At 73.5% G+C, this 22,675-nt stretch carries 21 protein-coding genes and 1 pseudogene; 12 read left to right on the top strand and 10 right to left on the bottom strand.

Translation table 11 applies throughout. The features are described 5' to 3' along the window. Window positions 1–52 precede the first annotated feature (52 nt). Both OIE51_RS03900 and OIE51_RS03895 read right to left on the bottom strand, forming a co-directional pair. Window positions 53–1,444 carry a cytochrome P450 gene (locus OIE51_RS03900; protein ID WP_326595519.1) on the bottom strand — a complete coding sequence of 464 codons (1,392 nt, stop codon included), beginning with the start codon at window positions 1,442–1,444 and terminating at the stop codon, window positions 53–55. Between the two features lie 188 nt (window positions 1,445–1,632). Beyond that, window positions 1,633–2,466: pseudogene (locus tag OIE51_RS03895) on the bottom strand (SigB/SigF/SigG family RNA polymerase sigma factor); the annotation flags it as partial. A 206-nt stretch (window positions 2,467–2,672) separates the two neighbouring features. Between OIE51_RS03895 and OIE51_RS03890 the strand changes: the two are divergent. From OIE51_RS03890 to OIE51_RS03870, 5 genes are all read left to right on the top strand, one after another. Continuing rightward, the gene (locus tag OIE51_RS03890; protein WP_326595518.1) at window positions 2,673–3,092 is read left to right on the top strand and encodes a CBS domain-containing protein; all 420 of its coding nucleotides are present in this window, start codon (window positions 2,673–2,675) and stop codon (window positions 3,090–3,092) included. Window positions 3,093–3,119: 27 nt separating this feature from the next. Continuing rightward, complete coding sequence (locus OIE51_RS03885) at window positions 3,120–3,503, top strand: DUF2267 domain-containing protein (RefSeq protein ID WP_326595517.1); 384 nt, start codon at window positions 3,120–3,122, stop codon at window positions 3,501–3,503. Window positions 3,504–3,544: 41 nt separating this feature from the next. Then, window positions 3,545–4,576 (top strand): NAD-dependent epimerase/dehydratase family protein, encoded by a 1,032-nt coding sequence (locus tag OIE51_RS03880; RefSeq protein WP_442811856.1) that lies wholly within the window; start codon window positions 3,545–3,547, stop codon window positions 4,574–4,576. A gap of 85 nt (window positions 4,577–4,661) precedes the next feature. Then, window positions 4,662–6,302, top strand: coding sequence for a phytoene desaturase family protein (locus tag OIE51_RS03875; RefSeq protein WP_326595515.1), 1,641 nt, complete (start codon window positions 4,662–4,664; stop codon window positions 6,300–6,302). Next, the gene (locus OIE51_RS03870; RefSeq protein WP_326595514.1) at window positions 6,281–6,748 is read left to right on the top strand and encodes an SRPBCC family protein; all 468 of its coding nucleotides are present in this window, start codon (window positions 6,281–6,283) and stop codon (window positions 6,746–6,748) included. The genes OIE51_RS03875 and OIE51_RS03870 overlap by 22 nt, the downstream gene beginning before the upstream one ends. 8 nt (window positions 6,749–6,756) lie before the next feature. Here the strand turns inward: OIE51_RS03870 and OIE51_RS03865 are convergent, their stop codons facing one another. Beyond that, window positions 6,757–6,909 (bottom strand): hypothetical protein, encoded by a 153-nt coding sequence (locus tag OIE51_RS03865; RefSeq protein WP_326595513.1) that lies wholly within the window; start codon window positions 6,907–6,909, stop codon window positions 6,757–6,759. Between the two features lie 400 nt (window positions 6,910–7,309). On the opposite strand from OIE51_RS03865, the gene ctaD reads away from it, so the two are divergent. The 4 genes from ctaD (at window position 7,310) to OIE51_RS03845 (ending at window position 12,212) form a co-directional block, all read left to right on the top strand. Continuing rightward, window positions 7,310–9,028 carry an aa3-type cytochrome oxidase subunit I gene (gene ctaD, locus OIE51_RS03860; RefSeq protein ID WP_326595512.1) on the top strand — a complete coding sequence of 573 codons (1,719 nt, stop codon included), beginning with the start codon at window positions 7,310–7,312 and terminating at the stop codon, window positions 9,026–9,028. Window position 9,029: 1 nt separating this feature from the next. Beyond that, window positions 9,030–9,389, top strand: coding sequence for a hypothetical protein (locus OIE51_RS03855; RefSeq protein ID WP_326595511.1), 360 nt, complete (start codon window positions 9,030–9,032; stop codon window positions 9,387–9,389). A gap of 62 nt (window positions 9,390–9,451) precedes the next feature. Then, complete coding sequence (locus tag OIE51_RS03850; protein WP_326595510.1) at window positions 9,452–10,630, top strand: zinc-dependent alcohol dehydrogenase; 1,179 nt, start codon at window positions 9,452–9,454, stop codon at window positions 10,628–10,630. A gap of 229 nt (window positions 10,631–10,859) precedes the next feature. Then, window positions 10,860–12,212 (top strand): MFS transporter, encoded by a 1,353-nt coding sequence (locus OIE51_RS03845; RefSeq protein WP_326595509.1) that lies wholly within the window; start codon window positions 10,860–10,862, stop codon window positions 12,210–12,212. 133 nt (window positions 12,213–12,345) lie between these two features. Here OIE51_RS03845 and OIE51_RS03840 read toward each other — a convergent pair whose 3' ends face one another. Genes OIE51_RS03840 through OIE51_RS03825 form a run of 4 tightly spaced genes read right to left on the bottom strand, consistent with a single transcriptional unit; the run spans window position 12,346 to window position 15,918 of the window. Continuing rightward, a complete protein-coding gene (locus tag OIE51_RS03840) occupies window positions 12,346–13,149 on the bottom strand; it encodes an SDR family oxidoreductase (protein ID WP_326595508.1) in 804 nt (267 codons plus the stop codon). 2 nt (window positions 13,150–13,151) lie between these two features. Next, the gene (locus OIE51_RS03835; RefSeq protein WP_326595507.1) at window positions 13,152–13,343 is read right to left on the bottom strand and encodes a DUF2795 domain-containing protein; all 192 of its coding nucleotides are present in this window, start codon (window positions 13,341–13,343) and stop codon (window positions 13,152–13,154) included. Next, a complete protein-coding gene (locus tag OIE51_RS03830) occupies window positions 13,304–14,449 on the bottom strand; it encodes a hemolysin family protein (RefSeq protein ID WP_326595506.1) in 1,146 nt (381 codons plus the stop codon). The genes OIE51_RS03835 and OIE51_RS03830 overlap by 40 nt, the downstream gene beginning before the upstream one ends. Continuing rightward, a complete protein-coding gene (locus OIE51_RS03825) occupies window positions 14,446–15,918 on the bottom strand; it encodes a hemolysin family protein (RefSeq protein ID WP_326595505.1) in 1,473 nt (490 codons plus the stop codon). The genes OIE51_RS03830 and OIE51_RS03825 overlap by 4 nt, the downstream gene beginning before the upstream one ends. A 321-nt stretch (window positions 15,919–16,239) precedes the next feature. Here OIE51_RS03825 and OIE51_RS03820 point away from each other — a divergent pair, with 321 nt between their 5' ends. After that, entirely contained in the window at window positions 16,240–18,264 is a 2,025-nt protein-coding gene (locus tag OIE51_RS03820) for a glycoside hydrolase family 31 protein (RefSeq protein WP_326595504.1), read from the top strand. On the opposite strand, the gene OIE51_RS03815 is transcribed toward OIE51_RS03820, so the two are convergent. Continuing rightward, entirely contained in the window at window positions 18,261–19,265 is a 1,005-nt protein-coding gene (locus tag OIE51_RS03815; RefSeq protein ID WP_326595503.1) for a nucleoside/nucleotide kinase family protein, read from the bottom strand. The genes OIE51_RS03820 and OIE51_RS03815 overlap by 4 nt on opposite strands. A 9-nt stretch (window positions 19,266–19,274) precedes the next feature. Next, window positions 19,275–20,258 (bottom strand): non-homologous end-joining DNA ligase, encoded by a 984-nt coding sequence (gene ligD / locus OIE51_RS03810; RefSeq protein WP_326595502.1) that lies wholly within the window; start codon window positions 20,256–20,258, stop codon window positions 19,275–19,277. On the opposite strand from ligD, the gene OIE51_RS26835 reads away from it, so the two are divergent. Then, window positions 20,257–21,009: an ATP-binding protein gene (locus OIE51_RS26835; RefSeq protein ID WP_442811855.1), complete on the top strand. Its 753-nt coding sequence runs from the start codon at window positions 20,257–20,259 to the stop codon at window positions 21,007–21,009. The two genes, ligD and OIE51_RS26835, sit on opposite strands and share 2 nt — an antisense overlap. Next, window positions 20,976–21,482 (top strand): hypothetical protein, encoded by a 507-nt coding sequence (locus tag OIE51_RS03800; protein WP_326595500.1) that lies wholly within the window; start codon window positions 20,976–20,978, stop codon window positions 21,480–21,482. Before OIE51_RS26835 ends, OIE51_RS03800 begins: the two co-directional genes overlap by 34 nt. A gap of 22 nt (window positions 21,483–21,504) precedes the next feature. Here OIE51_RS03800 and OIE51_RS03795 read toward each other — a convergent pair whose 3' ends face one another. Next, window positions 21,505–22,437: a S1 family peptidase gene (locus tag OIE51_RS03795; protein ID WP_326595499.1), complete on the bottom strand. Its 933-nt coding sequence runs from the start codon at window positions 22,435–22,437 to the stop codon at window positions 21,505–21,507. Window positions 22,438–22,675: the final 238 nt, after the last annotated feature.

Here is a 22,675-nt window from a genome sequence, read left to right as displayed (position 1 = left end):
CGACCGGGCGAAGACCCCCGTGCGTCCCGTGCGCGAGGCGCGAGGCGCGAGGTCAGCCCCTGCTGACCGAGAACCGCAGACCGAAGTGGTTCAGCGTGGCCGGGACCGGCTCCCGCGGGTGCGGGCGCATTCGGGAGTCGAGGGTGAACGTCCGACCCGACAGCAGCACGCCGAGCCAGGTGCTCGCGGTCAGCAGCACCACGTTCTCGCCGGGGCACGCGGCGGGGCCCGCGCTGAACGGGACGAGCGCGGGGTTCCGTTCGGCGCGTCCGTCCAGCCAGATGTCGGGGGCGAAACCATCGCCGTGAGGGCCACTCGGCTCGGCCCGGTGGAAGTACGGGGTGAACGCCGCGAACGCCGTCCCGGCCGGGACCGTCGCGTCACGCCACCGGGTCGGCTCGGTGCCCTCGCGCAGCAGCACCGGAGTGGTCGGCCACAGCCGCACCGACTCCAGCACGCAGGCCCGCAGGAACGGCAGCGGCTCGGGACCCGCCAGATCCGCGCCGGTCAGCTCGGCCCGCGCGCGGGCGGCGGCCTCCGGATGGCCCGCCAGCAAGGCCAGCGCCCGCAGCGTGACGATGCCCGCCGCGTCGAAGGCGAACAGCCAGTGCGGCACCTGGCCCACCGGATCGGTCTCCACATCGGTGTCACCCATGTGGAGCTGCCCGGCCAGTGTGTCGGCCCCGGCCTGAAAGGCGTACCGCTGGAGCCGCACCAGGTACTCCGCCCGCGCCAGCCGGAGCCTGGGATGCGGCAGCGACCAGCTGCCCGCCGCGCGCAGCCCGGCCAGCCGGTCGGTCAGATCGTCGTCGTCGCGCGCCGCGTCGCCCAGCACGATCCGCCGCACCGAACGCCACCAGCCCGCCGCGAAGGCGTCCCAGTCGAGCCCGCCGGCGGTGGCGGACCGTTCCGCCACGTTCGCCGCTTCCTCGCACACCCGCCCCGCCACCGCGGGCGCCACCCGGTGCAGGGGGTGAGGCGTGTCGAGGGCCAGCTCGTTGAGGTGGCGGCGCGCCTCCCGGGGCGCGCCCCGGGAGATCAGCGAGCCGTGCGGCTGGAACCGGCCCAGCGCCCGCCGCTTCTCCCACGTCGACGGGCTGAACGGATCCGGCGTCTCGGCCAGCACCCGCGCCAGGTCGTCGCTGTCCAGCAGCAGCACGAGCGAGCGCCCGCGGGCGGGCAGCCACAGCGGTCCGGCGCCGTACCGGGCGCGCAGGTCCCGCAGCATGTCGATGGCGCGGCGGTCCGTCTGGTACCGCTCGGCGGTGGCCATCGCCCAGCGGCGGCGCTGGATCAAGCCCTCGGCGAGTGCGGGCAGCAGCAGCTTCGCGGCGGCGCGCGCCTCGTCGGCGGTCCTGACCCTGGGGAGCTCTCCGGTGGGCGGCTCTCCGGTGGGCGGAGCCCCGGCGTGGCTGGTCGGCGGAGCGATGTGGTGCGGCGGCATGGCGTGCGTTCCCCCTGTCAGGCGGCTGTGCGTTTGGCGGCGGGCCGGGTCCCCCGGTCACCACCCTCGAAACGGTCGATCCCGCCGCCCGCGCGAACGGCACCGCCCGCGCCTTGAGGGCGCTGCGGGCCGTCGAGGCCGCCCGTGCCCTCGCCGCCGGGTCCGAGGGGCGCCCCGTCCGGACCGCCCTCCACCTCGGCGCGGATGCGCTCGCACGCCCGGCTCAGCAGCCGCGAGACATGCATCTGGGAGATGCCGAGCTGCCGGGCGATGCGGCTCTGGGTCATGCCGTGGAAGTACCGCAGATAGAGAATCTGCCGCTCCCGCTCCGGCAGCGCGCGCAGCGGGCTCTTCACCGACTCGCGGTCCACCACCCGGTCGAAGCCGGGCTCGGGCGCGCCGAGCGTGTCCAGCAGGGAATAGTCGCCGTCCGCCCCCGGGAGTTCGGCGTTCAACGACAGGGTGCTGAAGCTTTCCAGCGCTTCGAGACCGGTCCTGACCTCGTCCTCGGTCAGGCCGCTGTGCTCCGCGATCTGCTCCACGCTCGGCCCCCGGTCGTCCAGCCGGTAGGTGAGCTGCCGGCTGGCCGCCCGTACCCGGTTGCGCAGCTCCTGGGTACGCCGGGGCACGTGCAGCCCCCACATGTGGTCGCGGAAGTGCCGCTTCACCTCGCCGACGATGGTCGGCACCGCGTAGCTCTCGAACGGCCGCCCCCGGCTGGGGTCGTAGCGGTGGACCGCCTTCACCAGCCCGAGCGCGGCGACCTGCTCCAGGTCCTCCAGCGCCTCACCCCGGTCGCGGAAGGTCCGGGCCAGGCGGTCCGCCATCGGAATCCAGGCGCAGATGACATCCCGCCGCAGCTGCTCCCTTTCCGGGCACGGCGGCAATTCAGCGATGCGCTCGAATTGCCGACTCGTGTCCGGGGCGTCGTCATGCGGATGACGCCTTTTTCTCGGTGGGGACGGCGACTGAGGCCGAGGATGGGGATGGGGATGGGGATAAGGCTGTGCAGGTGTATTCATCAGTTCGTGCTCTCCCAGGTGAGGGTGGGCGTGCGATTCCGCTCTGCGCTCGCCACGGGAAGAGGCCGCTGCCACAAGTCTGCCCGCTAACCGGTCACCGCACATCTCGGGCCGGGAGAAACGCGCGGGCCGGGGGTTTTCCCCCTCCCCGGCTGGTTACCCGCACTGTTCACAGACCACGTCAACCGTGAAAAGGAGCGCATCCCATGGCACGCACGGTAGCCGAGCTGATGACCCGCGAGCCGTCCACGGTCGGGGAACAGGACACGGTGGCCAGGGCCGCTCAGCTCATGAAGGACAACGACACCGGGAACGTGGCCGTCGTCGAGGACGGGCGTCTCGTCGGCATCATCACCGACCGCGACATCGCGGTCCGCGTGGTGGCCGCCGACCGCCCCGCCGCCACGCGGGTCGGCGAGGCCGCCAGCCACGAGCGGCTTGTCACCATCAGCCCCGAGACCACGCTCGGGCAGGCCGCGTCCGTCATGCGCGAGAAGTCCGTGCGGCGGCTCCCCGTCGTGCGCGACGACACGCTGGTGGGCATCATCAGCATGGGCGACCTCGCCATCGAGGCGGACTCGGAATCCGGCCTGGCCGACATCTCGGCGGCCGAGCCCAACGCCTGACCCCGCACCGGAGAAAAGAGTGACATCGTGTCCTACGGCACCTTTCTCTCCCATGTGAGAGAGCGCGGTGAATATGCCGCCGACGAGGCCGAGCAGATCGTCCAGGCCGTTTTCGAGACGCTGAGCGAACGCCTGCCCGCCGGTTCCGCCGAGCACCTCGCGGATCAACTCCCCAGCCCACTGGCCGATATTCTCGAAACCGCCGACGAAACCGGCCGCAGCTGGGGCGTCCACGAATTCATCAGCCACGTCGCCGAGAAGGCCGACGAGGACGAGGAGACAGCGGAAATGGACACGCGCATCGTGTTCTCCGTCATCTCCGAGCAGGTCGCCGGGGGAGAGATGAACAAGCTGCTCAGCCAGCTCCCCTCCGGCTACGCCGAGCTTTTCGGCTACTCGGAGCTGGCCTGAACACCCATGCCCACGCCACCGCGCCGCGTCGCGTGGTGGTGGTGGGCGCGACCGGCAACATCGGCAGCCGCCTCGTGCGGCTGCTCGCCGACGACGAACGGGTCGGCTCCATCCTGGGGCTGGCCCGCCGGCGGCCGGAGTGGACGCCGCCGAAGACGACATGGGTGCCTGTGGACGTCACCACCGACCCCGGGCTGCCCGCGCTCTTCGCAGGCGCCGACGTGGTCGTGCACCTCGCCGTCCTCTTCCAGCCCTCGCGCCACCCCGACATCACCTGGCGCACCAACGTCATCGGCAGCGAACGGGTGTTCCGGGCCGTCGCCGAGGCGGGCGTTCCGGCGCTGGTGCACGCCTCGTCCGTCGTCGCCTACGGGCCTGGCCCCAAGGACCGGCCGGTGGACGAGAGCTGGCCGACCGACGGCTGGCCCACCGCGCCCTACCCGCGCGAAAAGGCGTACACAGAACGGCTCCTGGACGTCTTCGAGCACCGGTACCCCGGCGTCCGGGTGGTCCGCCTGCGCCCCGGCATCGTGATCGCGGCGGAGTCCGCGCCGCAGCAACGCCGGGTGTTCGCGGGGCCGTTCTTCCCCGCCCGCCGCCCGCCCCGGCCGCTGCGCTTCGTGCCCTCGGTGCCCCGGCTGCGGTTCCAGGCCCTGCACGGCGACGACGCGGCCGACGCCTTCCACCGCGCCGTGCTTCAGCCGGTCCACGGGCCGTTCAACCTCGCCGCCGATCCCGTGATCGACGCCGACCTGCTCGCCCGGATCAACGACGCCCGCCCGCTCCCCGTCCCCTACCGCGCCGCCCGCGCGATCGTGGATCTGGCCTGGCGCGCGCGCCTGCTGGCCACCTCGGCCGACATGTTCGACGCGGTGCTGGCGCTGCCCCTGATGGACACCACCCGCGCCCGCCTGCGGCTGGGCTGGACCCCGCGCCACTCCGCGACCGACGCCATCACCGACTTCCTCGGCGGCCTGCGCCAGGGCGGCGCCGACACCCCACCCCTGCGCCGCAGCCTCCCCCGGGGCGGTCGCCTGCGCGAGGTGTCGACGGGGACGGGAGAACACCAGTGAGCGGCGTACGCCGGGCGGTCGGGTGTCGGGTCGTGGGTGGTCCGCGGGTTCGCCCGGTGGGTGGAGAAGCGAGCGGGGAGGCACGGTGAGTGGCGCGCCCGATGTCATCGTGGTGGGGGCCGGGCCCAACGGGCTCGTCGCCGCCAATCTTCTCGCCGACGCCGGCTGGCACGTCCTGGTCCTGGAGGCCGAGGACGAGCCCGGCGGCGCCGTCCGCAGCGACCGGGGCGTCCACCCGGACTACATCAGCGACATGTTCAGCGCCTTCTACCCGCTGGCCGTCGCCTCCCCGGCCCTCACCGGCCTCGACCTCGAACGCTGGGGCCTCACCTGGAGCCACGCCCCGGCCGTGCTCGCCAACCCCCTCCCCGACGGCCGCTGTGCCGTCCTCTACCGCGACCAGGAGCGGACCGCCGCCAACCTGGAGACGTTCGCCCCCGGGGACGGCGAGGCGTATCTGCGCCTGCTGGAGCGCTGGGACCGCCTCGATCCCGACCTGCTCCGCGCGCTGCTCACCCCCTTCCCGCCCGTCCGCCCCGCCGCCGCCCTGCTGCGCCGCGCCCGCGCGGCGGGCGGCTTGCGGCTGCTGCGGACCCTGACCCTGTCGGCCCGGCGCCTCGGCGAGGAGGAGTTCCACGGACCCGGCGCCCCGCTGCTGCTCACCGGCTCCGCCCTGCACGCCGACTTCTTCCCCGAGTCGTTCGGCAGCGGCCTCTTCGGCTGGCTGCTGGTCATGCTCGGCCAGCAGCACGGCTGGCCCGTCCCGGTCGGCGGCGCCGGGCAGCTCACGGCCGCTCTCGTGCGCCGCCTGGAGGCGCGCGGCGGCACCCTGCGGCTCGGCACCCCCGTGGCGGAGGTCGTGGTCCGCGACGGCCGCTGCCTGGGCGTGCGGACCGCCGACGGCGAGCCGCTGTTCGCCGCGCGCGCCGTCCTGGCCGACGTGCCCGCGCCCGCTCTCTACGGCGGCCTCGTCGGCTGGGACCACCTGCCCGCCCGGCTGCGCGACGACATCCGGCGCTTCCAGTGGGACCACGCCACCCTCAAGGTCGACTGGGCGCTGTCCCGCCCGATCCCGTGGGCGTCGCCCGAGGCCGCCGAGGGCGGCACGGTCCACATCGCCGACAGCGTGGACCACCTGACGCGCCACTCGGCCGACCTGACCACCGGCGTCCTTCCCGAGCACCCCGCCGCCGTGCTGGGCCAGATGACGACCGCCGACCCGACCCGTTCCCCGGCCGGCACCGAATCGGCCTGGGCCTACGTCCACGTGCCCCGGGGCATCCCGGCCGCCGTGCTGCGCGGCACGATGGCCGACCGGCTGGAGGCGGCGGTGGAACGGCTCGCCCCCGGCTTCCGCGACACCATCCGCGACCGGCGCGTGCTGGCCCCCACCGACCTCGAAGCGCTCGACCGCGGCCTGGTCGGCGGCGCGCTCAACGGCGGCACCGCCTCGCCCCACCAGCAGCTCTTCTTCCGGCCCGTGCCGGGCTCCGGCCGTCCCGAGACGCCCGTCGCCGGGTTGTTCCTGGCGTCCTCCTCCGCCCACCCGGGCGGCGGCGTGCACGGCGCGTGCGGGGCCAACGCCGCCCGCGCCGCCCTCAGAAGCCAGTGGCCGGTGGTGCGGCACCTACGCCGCGCCCGGGCCGTTCGCCGCACTCCGCCCAACCCTTCCGACCCTTCCGACCCTTCCGAGAGGACCCGGACATGGCCATCAGATCAGTCCTGATCAGGCGTCCGCCGGACGCCGTGTGGGCCGTCCTGCGTGACGGCCGCCGCTACGCCGACTGGGTCGTCGGCACCCACGCCTCCGAGCCGCTGGACGACGCCTGGCCGGCGGTCGGCGCGGCCATCGAGTACACCGTCAAGGCCGGCCCCCGGCAGCTCAGCGGCCGGACCGTCGTCCGGGCCCACGAGCCCGGCCGCCGACTGGAACTGGAGGCGAAGAGCGGGCTGTTGGGCACCGCCCGCATCGCCATCGAGGTCCGGCCCTGGGGCGAGGAGACCTTGGTCATCCTTGACGAGCACCCGCTCACCGGCGCCGGTGGCAAGCTCCACAACATGGCCTCCGACACGCTGCTCCAACTGCGCCACCGTCGCATGCTGCGGAAACTCGCCCGCGTCGTGGAATCGGATTCCCCCGCCGAGCCCGAACGGGCAACCTCGGGAGACTGAACGGCGGGTCAGCGGAATGCCCCGGTGGAACACCGGTGCCAAGGGAGGCCGCCACCCACCCTGGAGGTCCTGATGTCGCCGTGGTGCCGCGTGAGCGGCGCGACGACCTCGTCGTCCCGGGCGTTTCCCGCGTCGTGCGCGGTCTGGTCCGTCTGTGCCATCGGTGGGCCTCCCCGGGGGTGTTGACTCGTCAGCGTTCGCGCGGCGCGGGGACGGGGTGCCAAACTCCCGAGCCCACACCACCGTGATCGATCGCTTCGACCTGTGGGGATCCGCGGCGACTCCCGCAGCCGCGGCAGGAATCCGGCGTCCTCCGGGTCCCTGGCGTCGAGGTCGCCGAGCGTCTCCTCGGCCGCCTCCCCTCGGCGAGACGGTCGGCCACCATGTCCTCGGCGCCGTCGAACAGAAGGCCATGGGCGAGAAGAGCTGACCCGGCCGCCCGGGGCCGCCCGGCCGGCCCGGTGGCAGCGCGGCGTGTGTACACGCCCACGAAGGAGTCATACCCGCGCGCCGCGCTCCCCCGTCGGTACAACGGGCCGCGAGTCACCGAAAGGACCGTCCATGGCGACCCTCACCGCACCGCGGACCGCGAAGCCCCCCCAAGAGCCCAGGACCACCGGGCAGATCGTCGTCGCGTGGCTGACCACCACCGACCACAAGAAGATCGGCTCGATGTACCTGATCACTTCCTTCCTCTTCTTCATCGTCGGCGGTGCGCTCGCGATGGGCATGCGCATCGAACTGGCCCGTCCAGGCGTGCAGTTGCTCTCCGCCGAGCAGTACAACCAGTCGTTCACCATGCACGGCTCGATCATGATGCTGCTGTTCGCCACCCCGCTGTTCGCCGGGTTCGCCAACGCCATCATGCCGTTGCAGATCGGCGCTCCCGACGTGGCGTTCCCCCGGCTGAACATGCTGGCCTACTGGATGTACCTCTTCGGCGGGCTGCTCGTCGTCAGCTCCTTCCTCACCCCCCAGGGCGCCGCCGACTTCGGCTGGTTCGCCTACAGCCCGCTCAACGACCGCACGCACACGCCGAGCCTGGGCGCCGACATGTGGATCATGGGCCTGGCCCTCTCCGGCTTCGGCACCATCCTCGGCGCGGTCAACTTCATCACCACGATCATCTGCATGCGCGCGCCCGGCATGACGATGTTCCGGATGCCGATCTTCACCTGGAACATCCTGCTCACCAGCGTGCTGGTGCTGCTGGCCTTCCCGGTGCTCGCCGCCGCCCTGTTCGGGCTGGCCGCCGACCGGCTCTTCGGCGCGAACATCTTCGACGCGGCGAACGGCGGTGCCCTCCTGTGGCAGCACCTCTTCTGGTTCTTCGGCCATCCGGAGGTCTACATCATCGCGCTGCCGTTCTTCGGCATCATCACTGAGATCATCCCGGTCTTCGCCCGCAAGCCGATCTTCGGCTACATCGGCCTGGTCGGCGCGACCATCGCGATCACCGGCCTGTCGATGACGGTCTGGGCGCACCACATGTTCGCCACCGGGGCCGTGTTGCTGCCGTTCTTCTCCCTGCTCTCCTTCCTCATCGCGGTGCCGACCGGCGTGAAGTTCTTCAACTGGATCGGCACCATGTGGAAGGGATCGCTCTCCTTCGAGACGCCCATGCTGTGGTGCGTCGGCTTCCTGGTCACCTTCCTCTTCGGCGGCCTCACGGGCGTGCTGCTCGCCTCCCCGCCGCTCGACTTCCACGTCACGGACAGCTATTTCGTGGTCGCCCACTTCCACTACGTGGTGTTCGGCACGGTCGTCTTCGCGATGTTCGCCGGATTCCACTTCTGGTGGCCGAAGTTCACCGGCACCCGGCTCGACGAGCGGCTCGGGAAGATCCACTTCTGGACGCTGTTCACCGGCTTCCACGGCACGTTCCTGGTCCACCACTGGCTGGGCGCCGAGGGCATGCCCCGGCGGTACGTGGACTACTTGGCGGCGGACGGCTTCACCGCGCTCAACATGGTCTCCAGCATCGGCGCCTTCCTCCTCGGCCTGTCCACGCTGCCGTTCGTCTACAACGTCTGGAAGACCGCCAAGTACGCGCCGAAGATCGAGGAGGACGACCCCTGGGGGTTCGGCCGTTCCCTGGAATGGGCCACCTCCTGTCCGCCGCCGCGCCACAACTTCGTCTCGCTGCCGCGCATCCGCTCCGAGGCCCCCGCGTTCGACCTGCACCACCCGGGCATCACCGCGCTGGACCAGGCACGGCAGACCGGGCGCCGCGATGTCGCGGAGTCCGTCTCCGAGGCGCCCGGCACCCGGGAGAGCTGACATGCGCGCCACGCATCAGCGGCGGGACGACGCCGCAGAGGGCATCGCCCAGCTGGAGGGCTATCTGCTCTGGCAGGCCGAGCTGAGCAACGCCCGCGCCGAGGCGGCGGCGTTCGCCGACGCGCTGCCCTGGCTCACGGACGCCCAGCGCGCGGAGCTCACCACCCGGTACGCCGAGGACCGCATCCGGCTGGCCCGCCGCGTCCTGGCCGGCGTCGCCGACCGCTGCCGCGTCCTGGAGTCGGAGTACACCACCCGTTACCGGGAGCTGCGGCACCGGCTGCTCTGCGCGGCCGGCTGCGTCCTGCTGGCCGCCGTCAGCCTGTCGGCCGGCCTGCTGCTGGTCGCCGCCCGGAGCTGAGGCGGGTGTGACACCACTGAGCCGGGTACTCGCGTTCCGTATCCGACCGGAGGTGAGTCCCCATGAAGGCTGTGGTGTGGCACGGCAAGCGCGATGTGCGGGTCGAGGACGTGCCCGACCCGGTGATCCAGGAGCCCACGGACGCGGTGATCCGCATCACCTCCACCGGTCTGTGTGGCTCCGACCTGCACCTTTACGAGGTGCTGTCACCGTTCATGACCCCGGGCGACATCCTCGGCCACGAGCCGATAGGTGTGGTGGAGGAGGTCGGCTCCGAAGTCACCGACCTCGCCCCCGGCGACCGCGTGGTGGTGCCGTTCCAGATCGCCTGCGGCTCGTGCTTCATGTGCGAGCGCGGGCTCCAGACCCAGTGCGAGACGACGCAGGTCAGGGAGCACGACATGGGCGCCCGGCTGTTCGGCTACACCAAGCTGTACGGAGCCGTGCCGGGCGCCCAGGCGGAGTACCTGCGGGTGCCGCAGGCCCACTATGGACCGATCAGGGTGCCGGAGGGCGTCCCCGACGACCGCTACGTCTACGTCTCCGACGTGCTGCCCACCGCCTGGCAGGCCGTCGCCTACGCCGACGTGCCCAAGAACGGCACGCTCGTCGTCCTCGGCCTCGGCCCCATCGGCGACATGTGCTGCCGCATCGCGCTGCACCAGGGCGCCGAGCAGGTCATCGGCATCGACTTGGTGCCCGAGCGGCTGGCCCGCGCCCGCTCCCGGGGCGTGGCCACCCTGGACCTGACCGAGCACGACGACATCGCCACCGCCGTGCGCGACCGCACGGCCGGGCGCGGCGCCGACTCGGTGATCGACGCGGTGGGCATGGAGGCGCACGGCAGCACGGCCAACAAGATGCTCCAGGACTTCGCCGGGCTGATGCCGGCCAAGATCGCCGAGAGGCTCGCCTCCCGGGTCGGCGTCGACCGGCTGTCGGCCCTCTACACGGCCATCGATTTGGTGCGGCGCGGCGGCACGATCTCGCTCAGCGGGGTCTACGGCGGCATGGCCGATCCGATGCCGATGCTGACGATGTTCGACAAGCAGATCCAGCTCCGCATGGGTCAGGCCAACGTGCGGCGCTGGGTGCCGGACATCCTGCCGCTGCTGGCGGGTGACGACGACCCCCTGGGCGTGGACGGCTTCGCCACCCACCATCTGCCGCTGGCGCGGGCGGCCGACGCCTACCAGATGTTCCAGCACAAGGACGCGGGGAAGATCCTGATGCGGCCCTGAGCCGCCCCGCGGCCCCGCGCCGGCCCGCCGCGAGCCTTCGCGGACCGCGTGTGAGCAAGGGCACTCACCGGGCTGAAGGCCAGGTGGGACAAGGGACGCGGCCCCCCGGTGACCCCCGTCGGTGATCTTGGACTTCCCGGCGGGGGTCCGCTCTGTCATGGTGGGCATCGCCGCCGGGCGCCGCACGGCGCCGGCGCTCTCTCCCTCTTCCCCCCACCCCCCCTTTTTCATGCCTGCACTCACCTCCGCTCGGCCCGCCGCCCGCCGCAGCCCCTGGCGCTGTCTGAGCCACCCCAGCATGCGCTGGTGGTCCCTGGCCAACCTCCTGTCCAACGCCGGCACCTGGATGCAGCTCACCGTCCAGAACCTGCTGGTGCTCCAGGTCACCGGCTCCGCCGCGACGACCGGTGTCTCGATGGCCGTCCAGGCCGGGCCGGGGCTGCTGCTCGGGCTGATCGGCGGCGCCGCCGTCGACGCCTGGCCGCGCAAGCTCACCGCGGCGCTCAGTCAGGCCGCGCTGGCCCTGGTCGCCTTCGCCACGGCCGCCCTGGTGGCGTTCGGGCTGCTCAACGTGCCCGCGCTGTTGGTGCTCGCCGCCGTCACCGGCGTGATCGCCACCGTGGACGCCCCGGCCTGTTCGCTGCTGGGCAACGACCTGGTGCCCACCCGGGACGTCCCCTCGGCCATCGCGCTGGGCTCCGCCGTGCACAGCGTCGGCCGGCTGGCCGGCACCGCCCTGGCCGGGGTCGCGGTGGTGGTCTTCGGCACCGCGTCCGCGTTTGTCGCCAACGGGCTGTCCTTCGCCTTCGTCGCCGCCGTCATCCCGTTCCTCCGCCTGGTGGACAAGCCGACCGAGGCGGCGTCCGAGGCGCCCGCACGGCCGGCCGAGGCGTCCGCACGGCCGGCCGAGGCGTCCGAGGCCAAGCCCGTGCGGGAAGGGCTGGGCGCGCGGGAGGGGCTGCGGTTCTTCCTGGGCCGTCCGCGCCTGGTCGCGCTGGCCGCGATCACCGGGCTGAGCGCCGTGTTCGGGCGGAACTACACACTGACGCTCGCGGTGCTGGTGACCGGCCCGCTGGCGGCCGGTGCCGGGGCCTTCGGCACCGTCTCCACCGCCCTGGCCATCGGCGGCATCGGCGGCGCCGTACTCGCGGGTATGCTCCAGCGCCCGTCCGTGCGGCTGGTCGCGGCGATGGCCGCCGCCGGCGCCCTGCTCCAGATCGCCGCCGGGCTGTCCCCGACGCTGGGGCTGCTGATCCTGCTGGTGATCCCGATGGCCGTGGTCGAGTCGGTCTCCGACACGGCGGGCACCACCGTTCTCCAGACGGACCCGCCGGCCGCCATGCGCGGTCGCGTGCTGGGTGTGTGGCGGAGCATGAGCACCGGCTGGGGCCTGATCGGCCCGCCGCTGATCGGCCTGCTGATGGAGCTGGCCGGCGCCCGTGCCGCGCTGGTCATCGGCGGTGTGGTCATCGCGACGGCCGCCGGAGCCGGCCTGCTGGCCCACGCCCGCCCGGCCGAAGCCGCCCGCGTCACACCGGTCCCGGCCCCCACCCACGCCGCCGACCTCACCGCGGTGGCCTGACCAACTCGCCCGACGCCTGCGCTGCCCCGCCGATCGGCGGGGCAGCGGGCTCGTGCCGGGGGTGCTGGGACATGTGGACCCACGGCTCTTGTCGCTTCGGCCGGGGCGTTGGCCCAGCGCTCGCGGCGGAGCCCTAGACGCGGCGCCAGGAGTCGTCGCGCAGGCCGGAGCCGGCCATCGGGCCCATGCGGGTCATGCCGCCGTCCACCGTCCAGGACGCGCCGGTGACGTACGAGCCGGTGTCGCCGGCCAGGAAGGCGATCACCTCCGCGACCTCCCGGGCGTCGCCCGGCCGGCCCAGCGGGACGCCGGGGCGGGGTTCGGTCCGCACGTCGGTGTCCTCCTGGCCCGTCATCGGAGTGGCGATCTCGCCGGGGGCCACCGAGTTCACCAGGATGCCGTGCTCCGCCAGCTCCAGGGCCATGACCTGGGTGAGCAGTCCGAGGCCGCCCTTGGCCGCGCAGTACGGCGCGGCGCCCACCTTCGGCTGGTGCTCGTGGACGCTGGTCACGTTGATGATCCGCCCGCCCCGGCCCTGGGCGATCATGCGCCGGGCCGCCCGCTGCCCGCACAGGAACGGGCCGATCAGGTCGACGTCCAGCACGTGCCGGAGCGTGTCCGGGGCGATCTCGGTGAACGGCGTCGCGGTGCCCGTGCCGGCGTTGTTGACCAGCGCGTCGATGCCGCCGAGGCGGTCGGCGAGCCGGTCCACGACATCGGCCGCCGCCGGCGGCCCGGTCAGGTCCAGGTGTTCGGTCTCGGCGCGCCGGCCCTCCTTCGCCACCTCGGCGGCGGTCTCCTCGGCGCCCGCCCGGTCCGTGTGCCAGGTGATGCCGACATCCATGCCCAGCCGGGCCAGCCGCACGGCGGTGGCCCGGCCGATTCCGGAATCCGCTCCCGTCACGACGGCGACGGGCGCGCTGGGTGTCGTCGTCATGGCTAGGACCTGAAGATCGCCTTCTCGACGTCATCGGGCCCGTCGAAGCGGTCCTTCTTCAGGTCGGAGAACTTGTCCACCAGCTCCTTGTCCGCGCCGTTCTTCTTGGCCTGCTTCACCACCGACTTCTTGTCGGTGGGGTAGTTGATGTCCTTCAGGGCCTTCTGCACGTCGATGGGGTTGGGCTTACCCATGGTCGTCCTCCGGTCGTTCGTCGATCCTTCGTATCTTCCGGTCCCGCGTACCCGACGACCGGCGGAGATAATCGGGATGTATGGGATGAATCGGGCGCGGAGCGGCCGACCAGCTCCGCCAGGACGTCCTCCATCGCCACGAACCCGAGCAGCGTCCCCCTGCCGCTCGTCACGGCGGCCAGATGCGTCTGGGCGCCGCGCATGGCGGTCAGCGCGTCATCCAGCAGGGTCTCCGGTCGCACCCGCACCACCGGGTGCAGGGCCTCCCGGGGAAACGGCCGGTCGCGGGCCGCCGCGCCCAGCGCGTCCTTGACGTGCAGGAAGCCCAGCACCGCCGAGCCGGGCGCGGTGACCGGGAAGCGGGAGTACCCGGAGAGCGCCGAGACCCGCTCCAACCGCCGGGGCGTGACCCGGTGGTCCACGGTCACCATCCGGCTCACCGGCACCACGATCTCCGCCACCGTCCGGGTGCCCAGCTCCAGCGCGTCCCGCAGCCGTTCGCTCTCGTCGGCCTCCAGCAGCCCCGCGTCGCTGGAGTCCTGCACCAGCCGCACCAACTCGTCGTCGGTGAAGACCGACGCCACCTCGTCCCTGGGCTCCACGCGCAGCAGCCGCAGCAGACCGTTGGCCAGGGCGTTGATGCCGAAGACGACGGGCCGCAGCGCGCGGGTCACCGCCACCAGCGCCGGGCCCAGCAGCAGCGCCGAGCGCTCGGGGGCCGCCAGCGCGACGTTCTTCGGCACCATCTCGCCGACCAGCATGTGCAGATAGGTGGCCAGCGAGAGGGCGACGGCGAACGCGATCGGATGCACCAGCGCCCCCGGCATCCCGGCGCGGTGCAGCACGGGCTCCAGCAGGTGGGCGATGGCGGGCTCCGCGACCGCGCCCAGCACCAGGGACGAGACGGTGATGCCGAGTTGGGCGGTGGCCATCATGGGCGAGAGGTGGCGCAGGGCCCACAGCACGGTGCGGGCCCGCCGTTCACCGGCCTCGGCGCGCGGTTCGATCTGGTCGCGGCGCACCGAGATGAGGGCGAACTCGCCCCCGACGAAAAGCGCGTTGGTGACCAGGGTCAGCGCCCCCAGCGCGAGCTGCGCGACGGTCATGACACGCCCTCCCGGCCCTTCCCCCCGGCCGAGCCCTCCCGGCCCTTCCCCCCGACCGAGCCGGTCGAGCCGTTCTGACTGGTCGCGCCGGTCGCGCCGGTCGCGCCGGTCGCCCCGTTGGGGCCGTTCGGGCCGTCCCCGGCGTTCTGGCCGTTCTGGCCGGTCGGGCCGTTCCCGGCGGGCGCGGGTGCCGTGATCCGTACCCGCTCCGCCCGGTGCCGGGCGGTCAGCAGCACCGTCAGCCGCCAGCCCGCCACGGTGATCCGGTCCCCGTCGGCCGGGATGCGCGCCAGCTCGGTCGCCATCAGCCCGGCCACCGTCTCGTACGGGCCCTCCGGCACCGGCAGGCCGATCGCGGCGAGCTGGTCGACGCGCAGGCTGCCGTCCGCCTCCCAGGTGCGCGGCCCGGTCCTGGCCAGACCCGGCTGCTCGGCGGGGTCGTGCTCGTCGCGGACCTCTCCGACGACCTCCTCGACGATGTCCTCCAGGGTGACCACCCCGGCGGTGCCGCCGTACTCGTCCACGACCACCGCCAGCGATCCGGTGCCGCGCAGCCGTTCCAGCAACCGGTCCACCGGCAGGCTGTCCGGCACCAGCAGCGGCTCGGACGCCAGCGCCGCCACCCGGGTGTCGGGGCGCGCCGACTCGTCGATGGCGAGGACGGCCTTGATGTGGACGACGCCCACCACGTCGTCCAGGCCGCCGTCATACACCGGGAACCGGGACAGGCCGGTGGCCAGCGTCAGATGGGCCGCGTCGGTGGCCGTGGCGTCCGCCGCCAGCGCGTGCACGTCGACGCGCGGCGTCATCACGTTCTCCGCCGTCAGCTCGCCCAGATGCAGCGTCCGCACGAACAGCTCGGCCGAGTCCGGTGGCAGCACGCCCTCGGCCGCCGAGTGCTGCGCCAGGGCCATCAGCTCCTGCGGGGTGCGGGCGGACGCCAGCTCCTCGGTCGGTTCGAGGTCGAGGAGGCGCACCAGCCGGTTGGCCGTCTCGTTGAGGTGGCGGATGAACGGCGCGAAGGCGGCGGTGAACGTCCGCAGCGGCCCCGCGACCGTCCGCGCCACGATCAGCGGCCGGGAGATCGCCCAGTTCTTCGGGACCAGCTCGCCCACCACCATCAGCACCACCGTGGACACCGCGACACCCAGCGCCACCGCCAGCGTGCCGGCCACCCCTGCCGACAGCCCCGCCGCGCCCAGCGGTCCGCGCAGCAGCTCCGCCAGTGACGGCTCGGCCAGCATGCCGATCACCAGCGAGGTCACGGTGATCCCCAGCTGCGCGCCGGAGAGCTGGAACGTCAGCGCGCGCACGCCTTCCAGCGCTCCCGCGGCGCCCTTGTCGCCGGCCGCGGCGGCCCGTTCCAGCTCGCCGCGCTCCACGGTCGTCAGCGAGAACTCGGCCGCGACGAAGACGGCGCAGGCCAGCGTCAGCAAGATCGCCAGCAGCAGAAGCAGCACTTCGGTCACGATGTCACCCCTATCCCGGCGTTCGATCGGCATGCGTACGGTCGTGCGAGGACGGTCCCGCCAGCCCCGAGTGCTCAGCGCGCGGGCGGCCACACCACGCGGGGGAGTCCGATCACGTCCGCCCCAGTCATCGGCGGCGGGCCCCCGCCCCTTGAGATCGCCCGGCCCGGGCGTGTCGGGCACCCGGCCCGGGCGGGCTCGGCACCCGGGTGTGGGCACCCGGCCCGGCGTGCCCGGCACCGGCTCCGTTTTCGCGCCGGACTCACGGGTACCCGGCCCGGGTTCGGAACGGGGCGACAGGTGGTGGACAGGGAGAATCCGATGGGGTCGGACATCGATCCGTACGTGGCGGCGGAGCCCGAGGGCGACAGCGAACACCTGCGGGTGACGCTCGCCTCCGGCCGGACCATCCGGGTGTCGTGCACCGTGCCGGTGGAGGGCGTGCTGCGACTGCGCCAGGAATCCCCGGCGGGCACGCCGGACGACGGCTCGCCCATGCTGCTCGACCTGGAACACCGGCCCGCCCGGCTCGCCCGGGTGCCCGGCGGGACGGAGATCAGCGGGCCCGGCGTGCGGGCGGTGTGGGACTCGGACGGCGCCAAGGGCAACGGTCAGGGGCTGCGCTTCGGCACGTACCGCCGCTTCGCGGAGCCGGAGGCCGATACCGTCCCGTTCCGCGCGGGCTTCCGGGCGCCCTCGCCCGACCACCCCGGCGGCTGCTGGGTGGAGACGATCCACCTGGCCCCCGACGCGGCCGTCTACGGCGGCGGCGAGAGCTATCAGGGCATCAACCTGCGCGGGCGGCGCCGCAGGCTGCGCAACACCGAGGAGAGCCGGGCCGCCGGGCGTGACTCCGCCTACCTCAACGTGCCGCTGCTGTGGTCGGACGCCGGCTGGGGGATCTTCGCGCACACGGGCGGCACGGTCGTGGCCGACCTGGGCGCCACCCATTCCGAGGCCGCGTGCGTCCAGATCGGCGGCGAGAGCCTGGACCTGTTCCTCATCGCGGGCGACGCCCTGACCATCCAGCACCGCTACCAGGCGCTCACCGGCCGCCCGGGCACCCTGCCCGAGTGGGCCTACGGCGTGTGGATGAGCCGCTCGTCCTACTTCACCGCCGACGAGGTGGTGCGGACCGTGGACGAGCTCCAGGCGGCCGGTTGCCCGGTCGACGTCATCCATGTGGACGAGTGGATGGACGAATCCGTCCTGGACGACGCGGCGTGGACGGCCGGCCCGGACCGGGCCCGGTTCCCCGAGGGATGGACCCGCGCGCTCACCGAGCGCGGGGTGCGGGCCAGCCTGTGGATCAACCCGTACATCACGGCCGGCACCCCGCTCGCCGACGAACTGGCGGCCCGGGGCTACCTGGTGCGCGACCCCGACGGCGGACCCATCGCCACCGCCGACAGCCCCGACACGTACGTCCTGGACTTCACCAACCCCCAGGCCAGGGCGTGGTGGAACCACCGGCTGACCCGCACCCTGCGCGAGGAGGGGAACGCGGCGGTGCTGGCCGACTTCGGCGAGGAGATCCCGGACCACGCCGTCTTCGCGGACGGCAGCCGGGGCATCGAACGCCGCAACAGCTACGGGCTCATCTACCAGGACGCGGTGCGCGAGGCCGGCCTGCGCGCCCGCGAGGGCGACTTCGTCTCCATCTCGCGCTCCGGCACGGCCGGCTCCCAGCGCGACCCGGCCCACTGGGCCGGCGATCTGCCCTCCACCTGGAGCGGCATGGTCTCCACCCTGCGCGGCGTGCTGTCCATGTCGCTCAGTGGCGTCTCCATCGTCACGCACGACGCCGGGGGCTACTGGACGCCGGAGTCCTACGAGCTGGCCACCAAACTCCGCTCGGCCATGACGCCGGACGCCGTGTTCGCGGACGTGGAGCCGGAGTTGTACGCCCGGTGGGCGCAGTGGGCGGCGTTCACCCCGATCATGCGGTTCCACGGCGTCGGCCGCCGCGAACCCACCGCCTACCCCGAGCCCGCGCGTGGCGCCGCGATCGCGGCCTGCCGGCTGCGCGCCCGGATGCGGGGATACATCGCGGAGGCCGCCGCCGGGGGCATGCCGCTGATGCGGCCGATGCCACTGGCCTTCCCCGACGACCGGGCGGCGCGGGACGCCGACCTCCAGTACATGTTCGGCGACGACGTGCTCGTCGCCCCGGTCATCGAGCCGGACGGCCGCCGGTTGCTCTACGTCCCGGCGGGGGAGTGGACCCCGTTGGTCGGCTGCCCCCCACTCAGCGGCCCCGGCTGGCGCGAAGTCCAGTGCGCCCCCGACGAGTTCCCCGCGTTCGTCCGCGCGGAGCGAGGCGTCGGGGCGGTGTCGCGGGATTAGTTCGGCGGGGGTGGGCTTTCGCGCAGGCGTGCTGTCAGGTCGTCCCAGGTCGGGGAGAACCAGACGTGGGTGCCCCGGTCCGCCTCGCGGACGTAGTCGCGCAGGGCCGAACTCTTCGCCGTGTGGCGGGAGATGTCGCCGACGATCGCCAGCCGCAGGTGGTAGTCCGTGAACTTCTGGGCGATCTCCCCGGCGACGCCGGTACGCAGCGAGAAGAACGTGTCCGCCACCCGCTCGGCGGGGACCGCGACCAGGCGGGCGCCGCGGCCGAGGGCGTCCCCGATCAGGCCCAGCGCGCTCGCGTAGCCGTCCAGCGGCGGGCCGTCCGGCGCGCAGGGCAGCACCGGCACGCCGTGCGTCGCGACCACGGGGGTGATCACCCGGTCGCAGCGGTCCCTGGACGCCGCCACCAGGGCGGCGTTGGGCCCGTCGTTCGCGTCGATCCACGACCGGGCCGCCGCACGCGTCCGGCCGAAGCCCGTGTGGCGGCTCATCAGCCGCGCGTCGCGCACCGCCGCCGGGGCGTCGACATACCAGACGGCGTCCATCAGCGCCCTGGCCTCCCGCCAGCCCGGCAGGTCCACGGCCAGGTAGTTCCCCTCGGTGACGATCAGCCGGGTCTCCGGTGGCACTCGGTGGCGGGCGGCGACGGGCTCGTCCAGCGCGCGGTCGAAGTCCGGCACGTACACCTCGCGGGTCGTGTCCGCCACGAGCCGCCGTAGCAGCGCCGCGTACCCCCACACGTCGAAGCCGGGCTCCGAGCCCTTCCGCTCGCGCAGGCCCAGCCGGTCGAGCTGGGCGTTGGAGAGGTGGAAGCCGTCCAGCGGAACGTACGCCGCCGCGCCGCCCAGCGCCGCGGTCATCGCGCGGGCCAGCGTGGACTTCCCGGCCCCCGGCGGCCCGGTGATGCCGAGCACGGCCGGCCGGTCCTCGCGCGTCAACTCCCCCGCGTCGGCGGCCAGCACGGTGAGGTCGGCGTCGAGTGCCACGGCGAAGTCCATGGCCGCACCCTATGACCCGGTAGGCAGCAGGATGTCCGCTGGGTCCTTGTCCGGGCGCAGGCCGCGCCACGACGGCTGCCGCAGGCGGCGGTCCCGGGTCCAGGCGCGGAACGCGATCTCGCCGACCAGGCGCGGCTCCACCCAGCGGGCCGTACGGGCGTGTTCGCGCGGGACGGGTTCGTCGAAGGGGCTGCCGCGCCGGGCCAGCGGCGTCAGCCGGTCGAGGAGGCCAGTGAGCGCGGCCTCGGTGAAGCCGCTGCCGACGTGCCCGATGAAGCGCAGCCGGCCGCGTTCGTCGTGGGCACCGAGCAGCAGCGAGCCGACCGTGCCGGACCGGCGGCCGTCGCCCGGCTGCCAGCCGCCGATGATCGCCTCCTGGGTCCGCACCAGCGGCTTCTTGATCCACATGCGGGATCTGCGGCCCGGCTGGTAGGGGGAGTCCAGCCGTTTGGCGACCAGCCCCTCCAGGCCGTTCCGCTCGGCCACGCCCAGCAGTTCGCCCGGGCCCAGGCCCGCGTCGCCCGTGTAGTGGCGGGGCACGGCGAGCCCGTCCGCCGCTCCGTCGAACTCCGCGAGCGCCGCTCGCCGCCGTTCGTAGGGCTCGGCGATCAGCCAGTCCCCGTCCAGCAGCAGGAGGTCGAACGCGAAAAAGATCACCGGGGTCGCGGCCAGCACCCCGGGGCCGGGGCGGCGGCGCTGGTGGCGGCGCTGGAGGAGCCCGAAGTCGGGTCTGCCGCGCTCGTCGGGCGCGACGATCTCGCCGTCCAGGACGGCCGTCCGGCCGCCCAGCGCCGCGCGGGCGGCGTCGCCCAGCTCGGGGTAGGTGGCGGTGATGTCGATGCCGTTGCGGCTGGTCAGCCGGGTCCCGTGGCCTGGGGCGGACCGCAGACAGCAACGGTAACCGTCCCACTTGAACTCGTACGCCCAGGGGCCGGTGGGCAGTTCGCCCTCCACGGCGAGTATCGGCGAGACCGCGTCCGGGAGCTCCTCCATGGCCCCCAGTAGACGCCCTCCCCGCTGCCCGGCCGGGCAGCGTCACCGGAACGGCCGACGTCAGCGCGTCACCGCCCGCCGCCGCTCCGCATATGGCGCTCTGCGAATTTCAGGTTATCTGTTGCGACATGAACTTGGCAGTGACATAGTGCAGTTGACACCCTGTCCAGCACGCTGGGGCACCGCCGCGGCATCGGCAGACGAAAGGCGGCATGCCATGGCCTTCCCCGTCACCGCGCCTGGCACGACGCGCCCGCCGACGTCGGCGCGCGCTCCGGAGACGGCGCGCGCTCGCGAGAGCCGAGAGGCTGGGGAAACGGAAACGGAGACGGCGCGGGCGACGTGGTCGGGGCATTCCGGCGGCGCCTTCGAACTGCCCGCCCGGCCGTGTTCGGTGCGCGAGGCGCGCGTCCGGGTGCGGCAGACCCTGACCCGCTGGGACGTGCCCGCCGAGGCCGTCGCGGACGCCGTGCTGGTCGTCTCCGAGCTGGTCACCAACGCCATCGTGCACACCGGCACCGAGACAGTCGTCTGCGCGCTGCGGCACGACGCCGGATGGGTGCGCGTCGAGGTGTCCGGCCGGCGATCCGGCCCCACGATCCCCCAGCCGCACGCCGCCTGCCCCGAGGACGAGAACGGCCGTGGCCTGGCCCTGATCCAGGCGCTGTGCACGGCCTGGGGCGTCTTTGACGCCGCCGACGGCCGGAGCCGAGCGGTATGGGCGGCACTGGCGACGGGGCCGAGGTCCTGAACGGAAGCGCCGCCCCGATGGACCCGGTTCACCCCTCCCACCCCGCCTCCGCCGGTGCCGCCGCTCGTCGGCGCCGCAATCCCCTCTACCTGCCGGTGACCGGACCGGACGGCATCGAGTGCGACGCCGTGGGGGTCTCCGAGGAGCACGGCCGCCGGCTCATGACGTCGCTGCCGCGCGCGGGCGCGGTCTTCGCCGTCGGCCGCCGCTGGTGGTGGGTGGTGCCCACGGAGTCACAGGTCGGGCTGGAGTGGCCGGCCACCGCCCACTACTGGGCCGGGGCGAATCGGCCGCGCGCCGTCCGCCGCGACCGCTTCGCCCACCCCGGGCGGCAGGGGGCACCGCCCAGGCCCCCGCGGAGCCCGGGAGAGCCGCGCCTGATCCACTGGCCCAGCGACGCGGCGCCGTACACCCACCCGCTCCTGCTCTACATCGCCGTCTGCCGGCTCTCCGGGGTCCCGCCCGCGCTGTGACGGCGCGGGGGGACGCGCGGCTTCAGGTGAGCGTGGCGCCGTAGGCGGCGAGGATCTCCCCGATCGGCTGGACGAACGTCGTCCCGCCCGTCGAGCAGGTGCCGCTGCCGCCGGAGACGATGCCGACGGCGTACTGGCCGGAGAAGACCGGGCCGCCGCTGTCGCCCGGCTCGGCGCACAGGCTGGTGCGGATCAGGCCGTAGACGATGTCGCCGCTGCCGTAGTTGACGGTGTAGTTGAGACCGGTGACCGTGCCGGAGTGGCAGCCGGTGGTGCTGCCGACCCGCTTGACCGGCATGCCGACGTAGGCGTTGGCGACCCCGATGATGTCGATGATCTCGCCGTCGCAGTTGATCGTGCCGGGCCGCGGCACGCCCGGATTGGTGTACTGGGCAAGGCCGTAGTCGTTGGTCGGGAAGCTGGAGCCGACGGTGGGGCCGATGGAGACGGAGAAGGTCGGGGTCGTGTACCAGTGGGGAAGGCCCTCGGTGCAGTGCCCGGCGGTGATGAAGGCATCGGCGGTGCCCACCCGCACGTTGAAGCCGAGCGAGCAACGCCGGCCCGCGCTCGCGTAGATGGGGTCGCCGCCCTGGAGCCGGGGAGTGAGCCGGCCGGGCGCGCGGTCGATGACCAGGGCGCCGGCCAGGTCGCCCGCGCCGCGCCGCAGGCGGGCGATCTCCCGGGCGGAGACCGTCTCGTCGGCCGTGACGCGGACCGTGCCGGACGCCGGATCGACGGCCCACGCGGTGCCGCGGACGTCCGCCGCGCGCACGGTGCCGCTCACGGAGGCGAGTTGGGAGGCGCTGAACGTCCCGGCCCGCCCGGCCTGTTCGGCGTGCGCGCCGCCGGGGGTGAGGAAGGCGGCGACGGCCAGCAGGCCGGCGGCCGTGGCGATCGCCCTGGCCCACCGGCGCGCAGCGTGCCTGCGGGGGATGGTGGTGCGCTCGGTGCTCACGGTGAGACCCTCCGGGTTTTCTGGCGTGCCCCTGACAATCCGGGCTCCTGGCAATGCCGCTGTCGTCCGGATCATCCCACCCCGACCGGGCCCGGCCAAGGAACGTTTCGGTCTGCTTGAGCCGGTCCGGTGGAAGGGGGCCGCCGCTCAGTTCAGCGTCGGCCACGGCCTGGTCGCGCACCTGCCGCTGGGACCGCTGGACCCGCTGGACCCGCTGGGACCGCTGGACCCGCTGGGA

It is taken from the genome of Streptomyces sp. NBC_01803 (assembly GCF_035917415.1).
Taxonomy (GTDB): domain Bacteria; phylum Actinomycetota; class Actinomycetes; order Streptomycetales; family Streptomycetaceae; genus Streptomyces.
This window is presented reverse-complemented; position numbering and strand designations above follow the sequence as displayed.

Bases quoted from the DNA above. Each gene is read 5' to 3' on its own strand.
- OIE51_RS03840 (WP_326595508.1), bottom strand. From the start codon at position 13,149: ATGACGACGACACCCAGCGCGCCCGTCGCCGTCGTGACGGGAGCGGAT.
- OIE51_RS03855 (WP_326595511.1), top strand. From the start codon at position 9,030: ATGCGCGCCACGCATCAGCGGCGGGACGACGCCGCAGAGGGCATCGCC.
- OIE51_RS03865 (WP_326595513.1), bottom strand. From the start codon at position 6,909: ATGGCACAGACGGACCAGACCGCGCACGACGCGGGAAACGCCCGGGAC.
- OIE51_RS03830 (WP_326595506.1), bottom strand. From the start codon at position 14,449: ATGACCGTCGCGCAGCTCGCGCTGGGGGCGCTGACCCTGGTCACCAAC.
- OIE51_RS03800 (WP_326595500.1), top strand. From the start codon at position 20,976: ATGGGCGGCACTGGCGACGGGGCCGAGGTCCTGAACGGAAGCGCCGCC.
- OIE51_RS03820 (WP_326595504.1), top strand. From the start codon at position 16,240: ATGGGGTCGGACATCGATCCGTACGTGGCGGCGGAGCCCGAGGGCGAC.
- OIE51_RS03835 (WP_326595507.1), bottom strand. From the start codon at position 13,343: ATGGGTAAGCCCAACCCCATCGACGTGCAGAAGGCCCTGAAGGACATC.
- OIE51_RS03850 (WP_326595510.1), top strand. From the start codon at position 9,452: ATGAAGGCTGTGGTGTGGCACGGCAAGCGCGATGTGCGGGTCGAGGAC.
- ligD (WP_326595502.1), bottom strand. From the start codon at position 20,258: ATGGAGGAGCTCCCGGACGCGGTCTCGCCGATACTCGCCGTGGAGGGC.
- OIE51_RS03845 (WP_326595509.1), top strand. From the start codon at position 10,860: ATGCCTGCACTCACCTCCGCTCGGCCCGCCGCCCGCCGCAGCCCCTGG.
- OIE51_RS03890 (WP_326595518.1), top strand. From the start codon at position 2,673: ATGGCACGCACGGTAGCCGAGCTGATGACCCGCGAGCCGTCCACGGTC.
- ctaD (WP_326595512.1), top strand. From the start codon at position 7,310: ATGGCGACCCTCACCGCACCGCGGACCGCGAAGCCCCCCCAAGAGCCC.
- OIE51_RS26835 (WP_442811855.1), top strand. From the start codon at position 20,257: ATGGCCCCCAGTAGACGCCCTCCCCGCTGCCCGGCCGGGCAGCGTCAC.
- OIE51_RS03900 (WP_326595519.1), bottom strand. From the start codon at position 1,444: ATGCCGCCGCACCACATCGCTCCGCCGACCAGCCACGCCGGGGCTCCG.
- OIE51_RS03870 (WP_326595514.1), top strand. From the start codon at position 6,281: ATGGCCATCAGATCAGTCCTGATCAGGCGTCCGCCGGACGCCGTGTGG.
- OIE51_RS03815 (WP_326595503.1), bottom strand. From the start codon at position 19,265: ATGGACTTCGCCGTGGCACTCGACGCCGACCTCACCGTGCTGGCCGCC.